This is a genomic window from Aquirufa echingensis (genome assembly GCF_042714525.1).
GTDB lineage: Bacteria > Bacteroidota > Bacteroidia > Cytophagales > Spirosomataceae > Aquirufa > Aquirufa echingensis.
Window position 1 is genome coordinate 248798 of sequence record NZ_JBBKYA010000001.1, and the last position, 16885, is coordinate 265682.

The following is a 16885-nucleotide window of genomic DNA, read 5'->3' on the forward strand; positions in this document are numbered from 1 at the left end:
TATGAGTCAGTCAAAGTTGGCCAAAGTGTTTCGTTTCATGGACACGCTCGGATTGGGAGAGCGAGACCCCTTTGGCAATCCCATATTGTTTAAGCGGATTGTGATGATGATTTTGGGCTTTATTTCCTATAATCGATTAACGGTTTACAACAAAACGAAGATTACGGGAACGGAGCATTTGGAAAATTTGCCCAATGAAGGCGTGCTTTTTTTACCCAATCACCAGACTTATTTTATGGATGTGGTGTGTTTGTATCATATCTTTTTTTCGGTCAAATGGGGTTTTCGGAATACGTTAAATTATCCGTTTTATTTATTGGCCCCTCGTTCCAATCTTTTTTATGTGGCGGCTTCTGAAACGATGAAAAATGATGGTTTATTGCCAAGGGTTTTTGCGCAGGCGGGAGCGATTTTGGTGAACCGCTCTTGGCGAGCCGAGGGGGTTGATGTGAAGCGCGAGGTAGATTTGGCGGCGGTCGAGAAGATTGGGAAAGGCTTAAAATTCGGTTGGGTCATTAGTTTTCCACAGGGAACGACACGTGCATTTGCTCCTTTGCGGAAGGGAACGGCGCATTTGATCAAAGGAGAAAATCCGATTGTGGTGCCGGTGCGTATTAATGGGTTCCGACGGGCATTTGACAAAAAGGGATTATTGATGCGGAAGCGTAATACGACGCTGACGGTCGAGTTCCGTGAGCCGATTCGCTTTTCGGCAGATGCGACGACAGAGGAAATATTGACTCGTTTGCAGCAGGAAATAGGCTTGGATCATGCTGAATAAGACCAAAGGAATCGTCATTCAATACATGAAATACAGGGAATCATCCCTGTTGGTGACCATATACACCGCCGAATTTGGCATCAGTTCCTATGTGGAAAATGGTGTGCGTTCAGCAAAGGCCAAACATAAAATTGCCTTGTTTCAGCCATTGACCTTATTGGATTTAGAGGTATATCACAAGCCGGGAAAGGGTTTGCATCGGATTTCAGAGGCCAAATGCTATTATCCTTATCGAAAGATTCCCTTTGATATTGCTTCATCGAGTATCGCCCTGTTTTTGACGGAGGTATTGAGCAAGGTGTTGCGGGAAGAAGAGGCGAATCCGGTGTTGTTTTCATTTTTGGAGGAGTCTTTTCAAATATTGGATCAAGGGAAGGGGCATTTGGAGAATTTCCATTTGCAGTTTTTGTGGCGTTTGAGTGAGTTTTTGGGATTCCATGCGGGTCAGGTGGCGGAGTTTTTGGATCAATTGCGGGAGGCTGGCGTTCAGGGGATGGGGGATTTAGAAGCTTCGACTGTGCAGGAATTGTTTGATGCGGATTATGGGGATGGCGTAGGGGTTAATCGGGTGCAGCGTGCGGCGATTTTGCGGGCGTTGATTTATTATTATGGCTTGCACATGGAATCCTTTGGGGAATTGCGGTCATTGCAGGTTTTACAAGAAGTATTGTCATGAGGACGTTGAAATATCGAATAAAGCCATCGTTTCATGCGTTGGATATTGAGTTGACATTTATGCCTTCGCGCACTGGGCCGATGGCATTGCATTTGCCTATTTGGCGGCCGGGGCGCTATCAGGTGCAACATTTTGCGAAAAACATTGCGACGGTGACTTGTTCAGATGCACCAGTGGTGAAGTCGGATTTGTCCTCTTGGACAGTTGATATTCTGGAGTTGAAACCCATCACGGTATCCTATCGCTACCATGCGGAGCAGCCGGATGCGGGGGGATCTTGGGTGGATGATTCGATGGTTTACATCAATTTTGTGAATTGTTTGTTGTTTCCACATCGCGGGGAGAATCGGGCATGTGAGGTGGAGGTTATGTTACCGCCGGCGGGGTTTTCGCCGACGGAGGAGCATGCATTTGCTGGCGCTTTACCGGCGAAAATCACGCCGGCAGGGGGTTACGAAATATCCTGTGCATTAAGGACTTACGGAAATAAATTTCGGGCAAAATCGTATCGCGAACTGGTCGATTCGCCATTTCTGGCTGCGCCTCAAATCCATACACATGCTTGGAAAACCCATGGGGTGAAATTCTATTTACAAGGCTTGGGCCCAAAGACGCATTTTTCGGACCGATTGCTCAAGGCCTACCAAAAATTTGTTGCCTATCAGCTCGATTATATGGGGGAATTTCCTGTTCGAGAATATCGTTTTATGTTGTGGATTTGCCCTAAGCCATTTTATCACGGAGTTGAGCATACGAAATCGACAATGATGGTCATGGGTCCGGAGGATCGGGATTCTTATGAGGATTTGATCGGTTTGGGTTCGCATGAATTGTATCATGTGTGGAATGTGGCGACGATCCGACCAAAAGCGTTATTGCCCTATAATTATACCAAAGCGGTTATTTTTGACACGGGTTGGATTGTTGAGGGGATTACGACTTATTTGGGGGATTGGTTTTTGTGGGCATCGGGTGTGGTGAATGCGGAGGAATATGTGAATTTATTGGCCGGTAATTTGAAATTACATTTTGAGCGGGATGGAGCCTCTAAGCAGTCTTTGATTGAAAGTTCGATTGATTTGTGGTTGGACGGTTATGGTTCAGCCTTGCCGGGTAAGCGAGTTTCAATCTATTTTAAGGGGGCTTTGGTGGCTTTAGGTTTGGATCTTTTGATTCGTCGGAAATTCCAACATGCCAAATCGCTCCGCGACGTTATGTTGTTGATGCAGGAACGCTATGGCCGATTAAAAAATGGGTATACTCGTCAAGAATTTTACGCTTTGGTGGAAGAAGTTTACGAAGAATCCTTGTCGGAATTCTGGACTCGTTGGGTAGAATCCTCGGAGCCCTTACAAGGGGAAATTGCGGCACTTTTGGAAGGTGTAGGCTTACGTTTTGAGTCGGAAGGCATTTTGACAATTTCAGACTCGCTTCGGCTTCAAGCCTTCGGCGCATCACAATAGGAAAAATTATTTCGATAAACGACTTATTTTGTCGGCGAAGTCATAACGGTTGAGTATATACGATTCATTATCTTGCCTTATGAAAAAATATGCATCAAGACTCCGGAAGATTCGAATTTCTCACGAGTATAGCCAGGAGTATATGGCATTAAAATTGGGTATGGCGATTTCGACCTATTCCAAATTAGAGCAAGGTAAGACAGAGCTGACCTTGACACGGCTCGTGCAGTTGTCGGAGATTTTGCAATTTAATCTTTCCCAATTTTTTGATGAGGAGCCCGAAGTACAAGTGGCAGAGAATGTCTATGCGGGCTATGGATTTGTAACGCGCGCGGAATTTGTCCAGCATGTTGATAAATTACATTTGTTGGAGCGACAATTAAGCAATATCCTTTCCCAACTGCCGCAATAATTCCTACCTTTGTGCCTTAAATCATTCGATATGTTACAAAGGCCGCGTAGAAATCGTCAGAGTGCAGTCATTCGAGACATGGTGGAGGAGACTCGCCTGTCGGTGAAGGATATGTTATTTCCCTTGTTTGTTCAGTCGGGTTCGGGTAAAAAGACACCGATTGTTTCTATGCCGGGCATACATCGTTATTCGCTTGATTTATTGTTGAAGGAGATTGAGGAATGTGTTGAATTGGGTATTCGCTCGTTCGCCTTATTTCCGCAAGTGGAGGAGTCGTTTAAGGATTCCGTTGCCTCTGAAAGTTACCGAAAGGGTTCTTTGTATTTAGATGCGATTCACGCCGTTTCGAGCCGTTTTCCAGAAATTTCTTTGTTGACTGATGTTGCCATGGACCCTTACAGTTCAGATGGGCATGATGGGATTGTGAAAGACGGTCAAATTTTGAATGATGAAACTTTGCCGGTACTTGCCAAGATGGCGATTGCACAAGCGCAAGCGGGTTCTCGCTTGATTGGACCTTCGGACATGATGGATGGGCGTGTGGGCTATTTGCGGGAGGCATTGGACTGTGCAGGATTCTCGAATGTGGGCATTATGGCTTACACGGCTAAATATGCGAGTGCATTTTATGGCCCTTTCCGGGATGCATTGGAGTCGGCACCTAAATTTGGGGATAAAAAGACTTATCAAATGAACCCCGCGAATCGTCGGGAGGCCTTAATCGAATTGGAATTGGATGAGGCGGAAGGTGCGGATTTCTTGATGGTAAAGCCGGCTTTGGCCTACCTAGATATCATTGCATTGTTGCGTGAAAATAGTCATTTGCCCATTGCGGCGTATAATGTTTCTGGAGAATATGCCATGATTAAAGCAGCTGCGCAAAATGGCTGGTTGGACGGCGAGAAGGCGATGTTGGAAAGTTTATTATCAATTAAACGGGCGGGTGCGCAGGTAATTCTGACGTATTTTGCCAAAGAATTTGCTCAATTAAATCAAGCGTAAATATGTCAACCGATCGCTACATGCAACGGGGAGTTTCGGCTTCTAAAGAAGATGTTCACAAGGCTATTGCCAATTTAGATAAGGGTTTGTTTCCGCAGGCTTTTTGCAAGATTTCACCTGATATTTTGGGTGGAGATGCGGATTATTGCAACATCATGCATGCCGATGGGGCAGGAACGAAATCGTCTTTGGCATATTTGTATTGGAAGGAAACGGGGGATATTTCGGTTTGGAGAGGGATTGCGCAGGATGCGGTCGTGATGAATACAGATGATTTAATCTGTGTGGGCGCGACGGATCAAATGTTGCTTTCGAGTACAATTGGTCGGAACAAGAACTTGATTCCAGGTGAGGTGATTGCGGAGATTATTAATGGGACCGAAGAGGTGCTGGAGATGTTGCGGGAGAATGGTTTAGGGATATATAGCACAGGAGGAGAGACGGCAGATGTGGGAGATTTGGTGCGTACCATTATTGTGGATAGTACGGTGATTGGTCGGATGAAGCGTTCGGATGTGATTTCGAATGGTAATATTCAAGCCGGCGACGTGATTGTGGGATTGGCTTCGGATGGGCAAGCGACTTATGAAAAGACATATAACGGTGGGATGGGTAGCAATGGATTGACCTCTGCGCGTCATGACGTGTTGGGGAACTATTTGGCTGGAAAATATCCAGAGAGTTTTGATCCATCGGTGCCGTCTGATTTGGTTTATTCCGGTTCACGCTCGTTGACGGAAGCCGTTCCAGGAACACCGTTGAACGTAGGCCAATTGATTTTGTCCCCAACGCGGACGTATGCGCCGGTAATCAAAGCGATTTTGGGCTCATTAAGAGCGCAGATTCATGGGATGGTGCATTGTTCGGGCGGTGCGCAGACGAAAGTGATGCATTTTGTGGAGGGTGTTCATGTGATCAAGGACAATTTATTTCCGATTCCGCCGCTGTTTGATTTGATTCAAAAGGAGAGTGGTACGAGTTTTCAGGAGATGTATAAGGTGTTTAATATGGGACATCGGATGGAGATTTATGTGGCGCCGGAGTTTGCGGATGAGATTATTCAGATTTCGGAGTCATTTGGTATTCCAGCGCAGATTGTGGGGCGTGTGGAGGCGGCTCCAACGAAGAAATTGACGATAAAAAGTACTTACGGAGAATTTATTTACGAATAAGGCTTTGCTTTGTAGCAAATCCTTATTATATTTGCGACCCCATTTAAAAGGCTTTGTAAAGGTAACGACCTGGCCTCGTGGGATTGTTTCACTTAAATACATATAAAATGTACGCAATCGTAGAAATTGCCGGGCAGCAATTTAAAGTAGAAAAAGACCGTACCGTATATACCCACCGTTTGGCGGGAGCGGAAGGCGCTGCACTGGTTATCGACAAGGTATTACTTGTTGACAATGACGGAAAGATTTCCGTAGGAGCACCCACAGTAGCTGGTGCGACTGTTCAAGCTAAAATCGTAGCACACGTTCGTGGCGAAAAGGTTTTGGTGTTCAAAAAGAAACGTAGAAAGTCTTACCAAAAAATGAATGGACACCGTCAAGATTTGACGCAAGTGTTAATCGAAGGTATCTCAGTTAAATAATTGAAAATTAGCGTTTAATACGCATAAAATAAAAAAACATGGCACATAAGAAAGGCGCCGGATCGTCGAAAAACGGGCGCGAGTCACATAGTAAACGCTTAGGCGTTAAGTTATTTGGAGGCCAAGCAGTTATCGCGGGGAACATCATTGTTCGTCAACGTGGAACAGCGCACAACCCAGGTGAAAATGTTGGTCTTGGAAAAGATCATACATTATTTGCTTTAGCGGATGGTGTAGTAGCATTCAAAAAAGGATTTAAAGGTCGTTCATTTGTGCACGTATTGCCAGCAGTGGCAGCGGCAGCACCAGCGGCACCGGTAGCGAAGAAAGCTCCAGCGAAAAAAGCAGCTCCAGCAGTGGAGGCGGCTCCAGTAGCTGAGGTTGCGGTAGAAGCAGCTCCAAAAGCAAAGAAAGCGCCTACTAAGAAAAAAGAAGCTGCAGCTGAGTAATCAATTGTAAATTTCTGAGAAAACCTGACATGAAAGTGTCAGGTTTTTTTTATTTTACGAAACCTTATTGGCCATTCGGTGGTTTAGGGACTATAACTCCATTTTATGCTTACCTCGACAGTTACCATTTATACAGAATCTACGCCCAATCCGCATTCGATGAAATTCGTTTTTAATGTGGAATTATTGCCCGAGGGCATGTCATTTGACTATACCCAACCAGCAGATGGATTGACCAAAGAGAAAAACTCGCCTTTAGCGGTAGCATTATTTGGCTTTGAATTTGTTCGTCGGGTGTTTATCACGAATAATTTTATCACGTTAACGAAGACGGAAAATGCAGCCTGGGAGGATGAATTGTTTGGGATTAAGCAATACTTGAAGAAATATTTCGCGGAGAAACAGCCTGTATTCTCGTTGCCTGCGTCTGAATTTGCGGCAGAGGGGGATTCTTCGGATTCTGAGATTATCATCCAAATCAAACAAGTTTTAGAGGAGTATGTGAAGCCTGCAGTTGAATCAGATGGGGGTGCTATCACGTTTCATTCATTTGATGAATCAACAGGTCAAATGAAAGTTTTATTGCAAGGTTCTTGCTCTGGATGCCCATCATCTCAAATGACGCTTAAGGCCGGTATTGAAACCTTGATGACCCGAATGGTACCTTCGGTCAAAGAAGTTGTCGCAGAGGGCGTTTAAATAAGTTTATTGGACAATATAGCTCTGGCTTGAGCGTTGAAGCGGTGTAGACGCTGCCGGGGTCACAGACCCCGGCAGCGTCACCTTTTCACCCCCACTTACCGGAATAACCTTTCTGCTAAACAAACTGATTATTTCCCGCCTCCAGGCTGCTTAAATGGCATAATGATTCTCATTATTATCAAGATGTTGATAAACTGCCTACCCCAATCCCTTAAAATTTTCTAATTATAAAAATGAGAGAACCTCGTCCAATTGTTCGATCTCGCGGAAGTTCACATGTTCCACCGGATGGCTCACCATTTCATGTGCCCAGGTCGTATGAAAGGGTATATGAACACCATGTCCCCCTAATTCCAAGACAGGTAAAATATCGGATTTCAACGAGTTTCCAATCATAAAAAACTGCTCCGGAGCAATGTCTAAATGACGAATTAATTTTTGATAATCTTCCGGCTTTTTGTCCGACATGATTTCAATGTGATGGAAATATTTGGCGAGGCCCGACTTTTTTAATTTTCGCTCTTGATCGAGCAAATCACCTTTGGTAGCAACCACAAGGCGGTATTTTGTTGACAGCGCCTCTAAAACAGTCTCTACATGCGGAAGGATTTCAATGGGTCTTTCGAGTAGTTCTTTCCCTATTTCCAAGATTCGATCTGTACCTTCAGCGGATAAATTTCCACCCGTAATTCGAATGGCTGTTTCAATCATGGATAGCATAAAACCTTTTACCCCATAGCCATAAAGCGCCAGGTTGTCCATCTCGGTTTTAAACAATTCTTGTTGGGTTTGATGCATCGGTAAATAGTCCTCAAACAAGGCAGCAAAGGTCTCTTCGCTTTCACGAAAATAGGGTTCATTTACCCAAAGCGTGTCATCTGCATCAAATGCGATTACCAACATACTGATATACTTTTTTCGACTATAAAACGTTCGGAGGAGTAACGCTGCCGGGGTCTTCAGACCCCGGCAGCGTTTACCCGCCAAACAAAATTAAAACGACTTCGCTATCGTAATGAAATCCGCCGCGATCAACGAAGCACCACCGATCAATCCGCCATCCACATCCGGACCTGCGAAAATCTCTTGTGCGTTTTTCGCATTGCAAGATCCACCATATAAAATCGAACAATTATCTGCTACCGTTGCGCCGTATTTGGCAGCAATGTGAACACGTAAATGTGCATGCATTTCCTGCGCTTGCTCAGCCGAAGCCGTCAAACCCGTTCCAATCGCCCAAATAGGCTCATATGCAATCACCACTTTACCGAACTCCTCAGCCGATAAGTGAAATAAACTCGCTGTTAATTGATCCGCTACATAAGCCAAAAACTCACCGCCTTCACGCAAAGCTAAACTCTCTCCGCAACAGAAAATCGGTGTGATTCCATTCGCTAATGCTGCATCCACTTTCGCAGCTAATTGTTCATTCGACTCCGCGAAATATTCACGACGCTCCGAGTGACCGATCAACACATATGGAATTGCAGCTGATGCCAATTGCACCGCTGAAATCTCACCTGTATACGCTCCTGATGCTTTTTCGTGGCAGTTTTGTGCCGCAACAGCCAAATTATCAATGCCCTCAATCACCTGAGAAACACCTGTCAAATACAAGGCTGGCGTCGCCATAATCACTTGTACATCCGCCGGAACCTCCGACTTCACTAATTGCGCTACCTCAGTAGCCAAAACGAATGCCTCAGCAGCCGTCTTATTCATTTTCCAGTTTCCAGCAACAATTTTTTTTCTCATACGTTCATCTAATTAAGCTCCAAAAATACAATTCCTTTCCCGCTTACGAAAATCCAAGCAATAAAATCGCAAAGATTCCGTATTTTCACAATCCATTACCTCTTTTTACACATGATCAAACGCATTCTACTTGCCTTCATTTTCATCGCCTCAGGCATAAGCGCATACAGTCAAACCGACCTATTTCCTCATACCAAATCCAAATGGGTAGATTCCGTCATGAAAAGCTTGTCGGTCGACCAAAAAATAGGCCAGGTCCTCATGCCACGTGGAAATACCAATGCAACGTATGACACAACCCGACTTTACGACATCGTGAGAAATTACCATGTAGGGGGATTTGTGCTGTTTGCGGGCTATCCGACTAATCAGGCGAATTTGGTTAATAAGCTACAATCCATGTCTAAAGTGCCTATGTTCATCGGGATGGATTTGGAATGGGGACTAAACATGCGTTTGGACTCCACGGTCCGTTATCCCTACCAAATGACGCTCGGGGCGATTCAAGGCAACGATGCGCTCATCGAGAAAATGGGTTTTCAAATCGCCCAACAGTGCAAACGGATGGGTGTGCATATCAATTACGCACCGGTTGTCGACGTGAATAATAACCCGAACAATCCTGTCATTAATTTCCGCTCTTTCGGCGAGAACCGTGAGGCGGTAACCTCTAAGTCTTTGGCCTATATGCGCGGCCTGCAAAAAGGTGGAATTATTACCTCTGCCAAACACTTTCCAGGCCATGGAGATACGGGCGTCGACTCCCATTTTGATATTCCTGTGTTGACGCATAGCCGCAATCGACTAGATTCTTTAGAACTTTTCCCTTACCGGGAATTAATCAATAAAGGTCTTCAAGGGGTCATGGTGGGCCATTTAAGCATTCCTTCCTTGGACACAACAGCCATGCTTGCTTCGACGATGTCTAAGCCTATCGTAACAGGTTTGTTGCGCGATTCGTTGAAATTTGAAGGCCTCGTTTTTACGGATGCCATGGACATGAAAGGGGCGACAAAAATGTTCCCGGAAGGCCAAGCGAACGTGAAAGCGTTCCTAGCCGGAAACGATATTTTAGAAACGTTTTTGGATGTCCCTGCCGCATTTAATGCCATCAAAAAAGCCCTAACAGAAGGCGAAATCACAGAAGCAGAACTCGACAAACGCGTTCGCCGCATCTTGAATGCCAAAGCCTGGGCGGGCTTAGATCAGTACCAACCGATCGAAACCAAAAACTTAATTGACGAACTCAATCCATTGCAAGCGGATTTGTTGAAACGTAGCTTGGCAGAGAAATCAACCACAGTTCTTAAAAACCCCTTTGACTTAATTCCATTGCGCCGTTTAGATACCTTGAAAATTGCCACCCTGGCGATCGGAAAGGCAAATTATGGCGGGGTATTCCCAACAGAGTTCCAGAAATTGGCCCAAAATTACGTCGAAATGGAGCATTTCTATTTGGATGAAACGAGTGCCGACTCGACGATTACTCGCGTAGAAAATGCCTTGAAAAATTACAATGTCGTGTTGATGGGCTTGCACGGAATTTCTTACCGACCAGCAAATAATTATGCGATTAAACCGCAGATTCAGGCTTTGGTGAAGCGTTTTGCGACCCCGAAAACCATATTGTCTTATTTCGCGAATCCATTTACCCTGAAGTCTTTTGAGAACTTGAAGAATTTGGGAGGCTTGGTTTTAACTTATCAGGATGGAGTGGCTCAGCAAGAAGCAGCAGCATCCGTGATTTTCGGTGGAATTGCGGCAGAAGGTAAAATGCCGGTGAGCGCGTCTGCGGATTACCCAGCTGGCATGGGGATTATCACACCTAGTTTGGGCCGTTTGCAATACAATGTGCTTCCGGAAGCGGTGGGCATTTCGGGTAAATATTTGAATAAGCAAGTGGATTCTTTGGCACAAAAAGCGATCGATATCAAAGGTGCTCCGGGGGTTGTGGTATTGATTGCCAAAGAAGGCAAGGTGATTTACCACAAGGCGTTTGGTACTCAAACTTATGAATCCAAAGAACCTTTGAAAAAGACGGATATCTTTGATTTGGCATCTATTACCAAAATTTCTACCTCGATTCCGGCTTTGATGAAATGGCAGGATCAAGGAAAATTTACCTTGGAAACGACCATGGGGGAATTGATTCCGGAATTTGCGCAAAGCAACAAGAAGGATTTGAAGTATTTGGATGTCTTGACGCATCAAGCGCGCTTGCGGGCATGGATTCCTTTTTGGCAGGATTACATTGATAGCACCGACATGATTGTCCACAGTAAAAAGTTCAATCAGCGTTATGCCAAAAACGATTTGCAATACTCGTTTGTGGAAAAATATTTGACGAAAGCGGCAGGTGAGGAGCGCATCAAAAAAATCATTCGTACACAGAAAAACCTGTGGGATTCATGTGTCGACATTAAGTCCGAAGTAACACGTTGGAAGCCGAGAACGCTTTCATATGCCACTTCAGAAGAATATCCAATTCAAGTTGCCCCGAACCTTTGGGCGCATCGCAGCATCAGCGCGCAAGTAAACGATGCGATTAAAAACTCGGCACTGCGGGAGAAAAAAGAATATGTATACTCGGATTTATCGTATTATTTATTGCCCCAAATCGCTCCGCGCATCACCGGTAAAACCTGGACAAATTACCTTTCCGAGGCTTTTTACAAACCTTTAGGAGCGAGTACTTTGGTGTATCAGGCGGAGAAGTATTTTCCGTTAGCACGCATTGTCCCAACTGAATATGATTCGCTATTTCGCAAGACCTTGATTCATGGCAAAGTGCATGATGAAGGTGCAGCATTATTGGACGGTATTAGTGGCCATGCGGGTTTGTTTGGCAATGCAAATGACCTAGCGAAATTGATGCAAATGTATTTGCAGAATGGCTATTATGGAGGCCAACAATTCATCGAGGAGAAGACGATGAAGCAATGGACTTCGTATCCGCTTTCGGTGGAAGAAAATTCCCGTCGGGGAGTTGGTTTCGACAAACCGGATCGTAAGAAACCTGGCATATCAGCGGCGCCATCTGCGAGCGGGGCGAGCTTTGGCCATTCAGGATTTACGGGAACTTATACTTGGGTAGATCCGAATCAGGATTTGGTCTATGTTTTCTTGTCGAATCGCGTTTACCCAACCCGAAATAATAGCAAAATTTCTGATGCGAATATCCGCACAGGGATTAATGAAGTGATTTACCAGGCGATTAAAAAAGGGAATTAATGCGCATTCTCATCACCGGCGGAACGGGTTTTATCGGGCAAGAACTACAGACATATTTACATGCGCTGGGACACCAAACGCGTGTATTATCGCGTCAGGGTGGTTGGGATATCGACAAAGGATTTCTGGTGGCGGATGCTTTGGATGACATTGATGCGATTGTGCATTTGGCCGGTGCTGGGATTGCCGATAAACGCTGGTCGGAGGAAAGAAAAAAGGAATTGATTCATTCGCGAGTGGCCTCTACTCGCTTGTTGGCAGAAGCCTTAAAAACGCGAAATCATCAGGTGCATACCTTTGTGTCTGCATCGGCGGTTGGGTATTATGGGGCGGATTCTGGGGATGTACTTTGTAAGGAGGATACTTCGGCGGGCGCCGACTTTTTAAGTGCTTGTACGGTTGCCTGGGAAAAGGCGGTGGATGAAATACAGGGCTTACGCGTGGTGAAATTGCGCATAGGCTTGGTTTTGGGTGCGAATGGGGGAATATTCCCCGTATTAGCCCGACCGATTCGTTGGTTTGTCGGCGTGATTTTAGGTAAGGGGACCCAAGGGCAATCGTGGATTCATATTCAGGATTTAGTTAAAATGTTTGCATGTGCGCTGACGGATGAGCATGCACACGGTGTTTATAATGCGGTGGCGCCAAATCCGGTAACACATGCGGAGATGACAAAACAGATTGCGGCGGCTTATCACAGACCGATTTGGTGGCCTAAAGTTCCGGCTTGGGCATTGCGTTTGGTACTGGGCGAGATGGCCGTTTTAGTTACAGGAGGAAATTTTGTTTCTTCGGAGAAAATACAAACAGAGTTAAATTTTACGTTTACATACACGCGGCTAGCGGACGCGTTAACACAAATTATACATGTCTAAAACAATTTTAGTTTATTGTGGCTCATCAAAAGGGCACAACCCGATTTACGAAGCAGAAGCAAAAGCCTTAATGCAGGCGTTCAAGAAGCACGATTGCAAATTGATTTTTGGTGCGGGGAGTGTGGGAATCATGGGCGTTTTGGCAGATGAATATTTACGTTTGGGCGGTCATGTGATCGGGGTGATTCCGTCGTTTATGGAGCCTTGGGAAGTGAAGCATACAGGTATTCAGGAATGTTATGTCACGGAAACGATGCACAGTCGGAAGCAGAAAATGGCTGAGCTGGCGGATGGCGTAATTGCTTTGCCGGGAGGTTTTGGCACCTTGGATGAGTTGTTTGAGATGTTGACTTGGAAGCAATTGGATTTACACCAAATGCCTATTTCCATTTTGAATACGAATGGCTATTATGATCATTTATTAGCGCAATTGCAGCACATGGTGGATGAAGGATTTTTGAAATCGCCTAATTTAGAAGCTTTGCAGGTGGAGACAAATCCAGAGGCTTTGGTCGATTACATCATGGCCTATGAGCCAGAGAAAATGGAGAAAAAATGGATTTATCGCGGCTAATTTGCCTTTTTTTATTGGTGTCATTTGTGGGTTTCGGGCAGCAAAAGTCGGAGAACTTAGGCTCTGCTGTGAACTCGGAATACGCGGAGTTGAACCCCGTTATGGCTCCAGATGGCAAGACGCTGTATTTTGGTCGGAAGAATCATCCATCTAATCGTTTTGGAACGCAGGGTTCAGAGACGGTGGCGGGATCGCAGGATATTTGGTTTAGTGAGCGTGTGGGGGATGTTTGGAGTACGGCGCGTCGAATGCCGGATGTATTGAATCGAGATCAATACAATACGATTTTATCGATTTCTCCGGATGGCCAAACGATATTATTGAAGGGTGCCTATATCAATGGTGTTTATGAATCGCGTGGTTTTTCTACGGCCAAAAAGATTATCGGTGGATGGTCTATTCCCGAGAAAATTAACATTCCGGGCTATGAAAAGCTGAGTCGGGGTAAGAATGAATATGCCTATTTAGCGATGGATGGGAAGGCGCTTTTATTAGCTTTCGCAGAGAAGAAAAACAGTGATCGGGATGATATTTATGTGAGTTTATTGGGGGATACGGGTTGGTCGAAACCCGAGAATTTAGGGGACGGAATAAATACGGAGTTTTCGGAAACAACGCCATTTTTGGCGGCGGATGGTCGGACGCTGTATTTTTCGTCGGACCGACCGGGCGGCCTAGGTTCACAGGATATTTACATGTCGAAGCGATTAGGCAATGGATGGACATCGTGGCGCAAGCCTGTTAACATCGGTCCGCCGGTGAATACAAGCGGTTATGATGCCTATTATACTTTGGCTGCTAAAGGGGATTATGCTTATTTTTTATCATCGACGGAGACAGGGAAGAAGGATATTTTTCGGATTGCGATCGAGCCTGAACCGGAGCCTGTTGTTGCGGAGGCGCCAAAGCCCATCTTGCAACAAGATGTTAAATCGAGTCCACGAATTGGTTCTTCGGAGACATCGGAGGCAGTTGTATTGCTAACCGGAAAAGTGAGTGATGCTGCAGGCAAGGTGCCTTCGGGTGCTTCGGTGAGTTATGAGGATTTGAAAACGGGTAAGATCATTGGGCAAGCGACGCCGGATCCGGGAACGGGGCAGTATAAATTGGTCTTACCTTATGGAACGAATTACGGGATTACAGCGAAGGCGAATGGCTATTTACCTAGTTCGACGCATTTGGATTTAAGCCAATTACGCGGCCGGTATTTGGAATTAGATGGTCGGGATTTAGCCATGTCTCCTATTGCCAAAGGAAGTACGGTGACGGTTAATAATCTATTCTTTGAGCTGAATAAGGCAACTTTAACGGCGGAATCTGAGCCGGAATTGAAACGAATGGTTCAGGTGATGTTGGACAATGTGGCTTTGCGAATCGAGATTAGTGGGCATACGGATAATACGGGAACCGATGTAATTAATGATGCCTTGTCACAGGCGCGTGCGGATGCAGTTAAGATTTATTTATTGAATGCAGGTATTCCGGCGGGAAGAATACAATCGAAGGGCTATGGCTCTAAGCGTCCGAAGGTTTCGAATGATACGGAGGAAGGAAGAGCGCAGAATAGACGGGTGGAGTTTTCGATTTTGTAAGTCATCAGTCGCTAGTCGTCAGTGGTCAGTCCGGAGGCAAAAAGAATGGTTTATCGTTTATAGCCCCAGACTTTAGTCTGGGGATCCCTAGGCTAAAGCCTAGGGTTATGAAGTTGGTGTACGCAGTAGCTAGTCGCTAGTCGTCAGTGGTCTGTCAGGAGGAAAAAAGAATGGTTTCTTGTTATTAGCCCCAGACTTTAGTCTGGGGATCCCTAGGCTAAAGCCTAGGGTTATGAAGTTGGTGTACGCAGTAGCTAGTCGCTAGTCGTCAGTGGTCTGTCAGGAGGAAAAAAGAATGGTTTCTTGTTATTAGCCCCAGACTTTAGTCTGGGGATCCTAGGCTAAAGCCTAGGGTTATGAAGTTGGTGTACGCAGGTGCTTTTGCTAGTCGTCAGTGGTCAGTCCGAAGGAAATTAGTCATTACCAGATGACATCTCTTCACTCTTAGCTCCCAACTCTTCCCTCTTTTCCAGGTATTCCCCCGGGGAACAACCTATCTCAGCTTGAAATGCGGAATAAAAGCTTGAGCGGGAACTGAATCCGGCCATTTGGCCAATACCCTCAATACTCAAGTGCTCAAACTCAGCAGAATTCATCAATTGTATTGCATATTGAATTCGAAGGCTCGTTTTTAATTTGGGAAAACTTTGTTTGAATAATACCCGAATACAGTATGAAATGTGGTGCTGCGGTGCTTTGAGCGCTGCCGCCAAGTCTCCTATGGAGAAATCTGGATTTAGGTAGGGTTTCTCTTCCGCTAAATATACGTTGATTTGATCCCTTAATTCTAAAAATGGATTGTCTTCCTCGTCGATATCTTCTAGCGACTGTGGAGTCGGATTTTTTTCTTTAGGTCGTTCTGACGTCTCTTTGTAGGTCGGGAATCCATACAGAATTTGCGGAAATATTAGGAGGCTAACCGAAAGTAGCAGGAACATAATTCCTCCTAGATTATGTATCAAATTCAGCGTATTATAGGTTTCTTTTGGCGTTTTCTCAATAAAATCAATCGTAATCATCCCAAATGCAATTAATAGGATAATGAGCGTGATAAAAAACATATTCAGCCAGCGATAGGTCAATAAATACTGCTGGGTCGGAATGGATTTTTTTAATTGAGGCCTGTATTTCCAAATCCTGTAATAGCTAATGAGTGTGTAAATCATCAATAAGGAAATGCGCAGAATGTAATTCGCAGATATTGGAAAAATGAAATTAACACGTGCGAATTTCAGTTGGTCTATATCATTTAATATACGCTGTGCGATCTCCATTTTCTCAGAAAATGGAGTCAGGTAATAGGGTATATTTCCGACGAAAACGATGGCTGCAGGAATGAAATGCAAGAAATCAGTCGGTTTCAATATATAGGTATCTCGAATGATGCCGAGTACATAGAAATACAGTAAGGGGCCGGCCAACATCATGAAAGGGGAAAAATTGCCATAAAAGATGGCTAGCCAAAAAGCTGAATTTCCGAATACCGAAAAGTAATGTGTTAGACTGTAAATGGATATAAGAAATAGAAATCCCCCTAAATAGATGGTGTTTTTATTTTCCTTCCAATTATAGATAACGAGAATGACCGAAATAAATAAACTCAACAGGGAGTTAAATAAGAACATATTTTTTAGAACAACACGGTTTGAATAAACACCTACAAAGTTATCAGATTTGTCGAATAATCCGCTTGAGATGTCCTGATTTTAAAAAGTAGGACATGTACTTAATTTTTAAAGCGGATTTTGGGCATCAAAAAAAGACATTTGTGTGGGAATA

General features: G+C 44.8%; 15 protein-coding genes and 1 pseudogene. 13 read left to right on the forward strand and 3 right to left on the reverse strand.

Features of this window, described 5'->3' with window-relative positions; all coding sequences use genetic code 11:
• Position 1 precedes the first annotated feature (1 nt).
• From SKC38_RS01210 to SKC38_RS01250, 9 genes and pseudogenes are all read left to right on the forward strand, one after another.
• The gene (locus tag SKC38_RS01210; protein ID WP_377974389.1) at positions 2-781 is read left to right on the forward strand and encodes a lysophospholipid acyltransferase family protein; all 780 of its coding nucleotides are present in this window, start codon (positions 2-4) and stop codon (positions 779-781) included.
• Positions 771-1457, forward strand: a complete 687-nt coding sequence (gene recO, locus SKC38_RS01215) for a DNA repair protein RecO (protein ID WP_377974390.1) — start codon at positions 771-773, stop codon at positions 1455-1457. Before SKC38_RS01210 ends, recO begins: the two co-directional genes overlap by 11 nt.
• Positions 1454-2920, forward strand: coding sequence for a M61 family metallopeptidase (locus SKC38_RS01220; protein ID WP_377974391.1), 1467 nt, complete (start codon positions 1454-1456; stop codon positions 2918-2920). The genes recO and SKC38_RS01220 overlap by 4 nt, the downstream gene beginning before the upstream one ends.
• Before the next feature lie 79 nt (positions 2921-2999).
• Positions 3000-3332 (forward strand): helix-turn-helix domain-containing protein, encoded by a 333-nt coding sequence (locus SKC38_RS01225; protein ID WP_377974393.1) that lies wholly within the window; start codon positions 3000-3002, stop codon positions 3330-3332.
• Between the two features lie 30 nt (positions 3333-3362).
• The gene (gene hemB / locus SKC38_RS01230) at positions 3363-4334 is read left to right on the forward strand and encodes a porphobilinogen synthase (protein WP_377974394.1); all 972 of its coding nucleotides are present in this window, start codon (positions 3363-3365) and stop codon (positions 4332-4334) included.
• A 2-nt stretch (positions 4335-4336) separates the two neighbouring features.
• Complete coding sequence (locus tag SKC38_RS01235; protein ID WP_377974396.1) at positions 4337-5506, forward strand: AIR synthase related protein; 1170 nt, start codon at positions 4337-4339, stop codon at positions 5504-5506.
• A gap of 107 nt (positions 5507-5613) precedes the next feature.
• Complete coding sequence (gene rplU / locus SKC38_RS01240) at positions 5614-5928, forward strand: 50S ribosomal protein L21 (protein ID WP_377974398.1); 315 nt, start codon at positions 5614-5616, stop codon at positions 5926-5928.
• Positions 5929-5966: 38 nt separating this feature from the next.
• Positions 5967-6224 (forward strand): annotated as a pseudogene (rpmA, locus tag SKC38_RS01245) (50S ribosomal protein L27); the annotation flags it as partial.
• 258 nt (positions 6225-6482) lie between these two features.
• A complete protein-coding gene (locus SKC38_RS01250) occupies positions 6483-7076 on the forward strand; it encodes a NifU family protein (protein WP_377974399.1) in 594 nt (197 codons plus the stop codon).
• A gap of 228 nt (positions 7077-7304) precedes the next feature.
• On the opposite strand, the gene SKC38_RS01255 is transcribed toward SKC38_RS01250, so the two are convergent.
• Both SKC38_RS01255 and tpiA read right to left on the reverse strand, forming a co-directional pair.
• A complete protein-coding gene (locus SKC38_RS01255) occupies positions 7305-7982 on the reverse strand; it encodes an HAD family hydrolase (protein ID WP_377974401.1) in 678 nt (225 codons plus the stop codon).
• Between the two features lie 90 nt (positions 7983-8072).
• Complete coding sequence (gene tpiA / locus SKC38_RS01260; protein ID WP_377974402.1) at positions 8073-8834, reverse strand: triose-phosphate isomerase; 762 nt, start codon at positions 8832-8834, stop codon at positions 8073-8075.
• A gap of 111 nt (positions 8835-8945) precedes the next feature.
• Between tpiA and SKC38_RS01265 the strand changes: the two genes are divergently transcribed.
• The 4 genes from SKC38_RS01265 to SKC38_RS01280 are packed head-to-tail and all read left to right on the forward strand — an operon-like array spanning position 8946 to position 15106.
• Positions 8946-12065: a glycoside hydrolase family 3 N-terminal domain-containing protein gene (locus SKC38_RS01265; protein ID WP_377974404.1), complete on the forward strand. Its 3120-nt coding sequence runs from the start codon at positions 8946-8948 to the stop codon at positions 12063-12065.
• A complete protein-coding gene (locus SKC38_RS01270) occupies positions 12065-12940 on the forward strand; it encodes a TIGR01777 family oxidoreductase (protein WP_377974405.1) in 876 nt (291 codons plus the stop codon). The genes SKC38_RS01265 and SKC38_RS01270 overlap by 1 nt, the downstream gene beginning before the upstream one ends.
• Positions 12933-13514 (forward strand): LOG family protein, encoded by a 582-nt coding sequence (locus SKC38_RS01275; RefSeq protein ID WP_377974407.1) that lies wholly within the window; start codon positions 12933-12935, stop codon positions 13512-13514. Before SKC38_RS01270 ends, SKC38_RS01275 begins: the two co-directional genes overlap by 8 nt.
• The gene (locus SKC38_RS01280) at positions 13496-15106 is read left to right on the forward strand and encodes an OmpA family protein (protein WP_377974409.1); all 1611 of its coding nucleotides are present in this window, start codon (positions 13496-13498) and stop codon (positions 15104-15106) included. Before SKC38_RS01275 ends, SKC38_RS01280 begins: the two co-directional genes overlap by 19 nt.
• A gap of 413 nt (positions 15107-15519) precedes the next feature.
• On the opposite strand, the gene SKC38_RS01285 is transcribed toward SKC38_RS01280, so the two are convergent.
• Positions 15520-16731, reverse strand: coding sequence for a helix-turn-helix domain-containing protein (locus tag SKC38_RS01285; RefSeq protein WP_377974411.1), 1212 nt, complete (start codon positions 16729-16731; stop codon positions 15520-15522).
• Between the last annotated feature and the right edge of the window lie 154 nt (positions 16732-16885).

What these genes read in the sequence shown, in the direction of transcription:
- SKC38_RS01210 (WP_377974389.1), top strand. Translation starts at nt 2, where the DNA reads ATGAGTCAGTCAAAGTTGGCCAAAGTGTTTCGTTTCATGGACACGCTC.
- recO (WP_377974390.1), top strand. Translation starts at nt 771, where the DNA reads ATGCTGAATAAGACCAAAGGAATCGTCATTCAATACATGAAATACAGG.
- SKC38_RS01220 (WP_377974391.1), top strand. Translation starts at nt 1,454, where the DNA reads ATGAGGACGTTGAAATATCGAATAAAGCCATCGTTTCATGCGTTGGAT.
- SKC38_RS01225 (WP_377974393.1), top strand. Translation starts at nt 3,000, where the DNA reads ATGAAAAAATATGCATCAAGACTCCGGAAGATTCGAATTTCTCACGAG.
- hemB (WP_377974394.1), top strand. Translation starts at nt 3,363, where the DNA reads ATGTTACAAAGGCCGCGTAGAAATCGTCAGAGTGCAGTCATTCGAGAC.
- SKC38_RS01235 (WP_377974396.1), top strand. Translation starts at nt 4,337, where the DNA reads ATGTCAACCGATCGCTACATGCAACGGGGAGTTTCGGCTTCTAAAGAA.
- rplU (WP_377974398.1), top strand. Translation starts at nt 5,614, where the DNA reads ATGTACGCAATCGTAGAAATTGCCGGGCAGCAATTTAAAGTAGAAAAA.
- SKC38_RS01250 (WP_377974399.1), top strand. Translation starts at nt 6,483, where the DNA reads ATGCTTACCTCGACAGTTACCATTTATACAGAATCTACGCCCAATCCG.
- SKC38_RS01255 (WP_377974401.1), bottom strand. Translation starts at nt 7,982, where the DNA reads ATGTTGGTAATCGCATTTGATGCAGATGACACGCTTTGGGTAAATGAA.
- tpiA (WP_377974402.1), bottom strand. Translation starts at nt 8,834, where the DNA reads ATGAGAAAAAAAATTGTTGCTGGAAACTGGAAAATGAATAAGACGGCT.
- SKC38_RS01265 (WP_377974404.1), top strand. Translation starts at nt 8,946, where the DNA reads ATGATCAAACGCATTCTACTTGCCTTCATTTTCATCGCCTCAGGCATA.
- SKC38_RS01270 (WP_377974405.1), top strand. Translation starts at nt 12,065, where the DNA reads ATGCGCATTCTCATCACCGGCGGAACGGGTTTTATCGGGCAAGAACTA.
- SKC38_RS01275 (WP_377974407.1), top strand. Translation starts at nt 12,933, where the DNA reads ATGTCTAAAACAATTTTAGTTTATTGTGGCTCATCAAAAGGGCACAAC.
- SKC38_RS01280 (WP_377974409.1), top strand. Translation starts at nt 13,496, where the DNA reads ATGGATTTATCGCGGCTAATTTGCCTTTTTTTATTGGTGTCATTTGTG.
- SKC38_RS01285 (WP_377974411.1), bottom strand. Translation starts at nt 16,731, where the DNA reads ATGTTCTTATTTAACTCCCTGTTGAGTTTATTTATTTCGGTCATTCTC.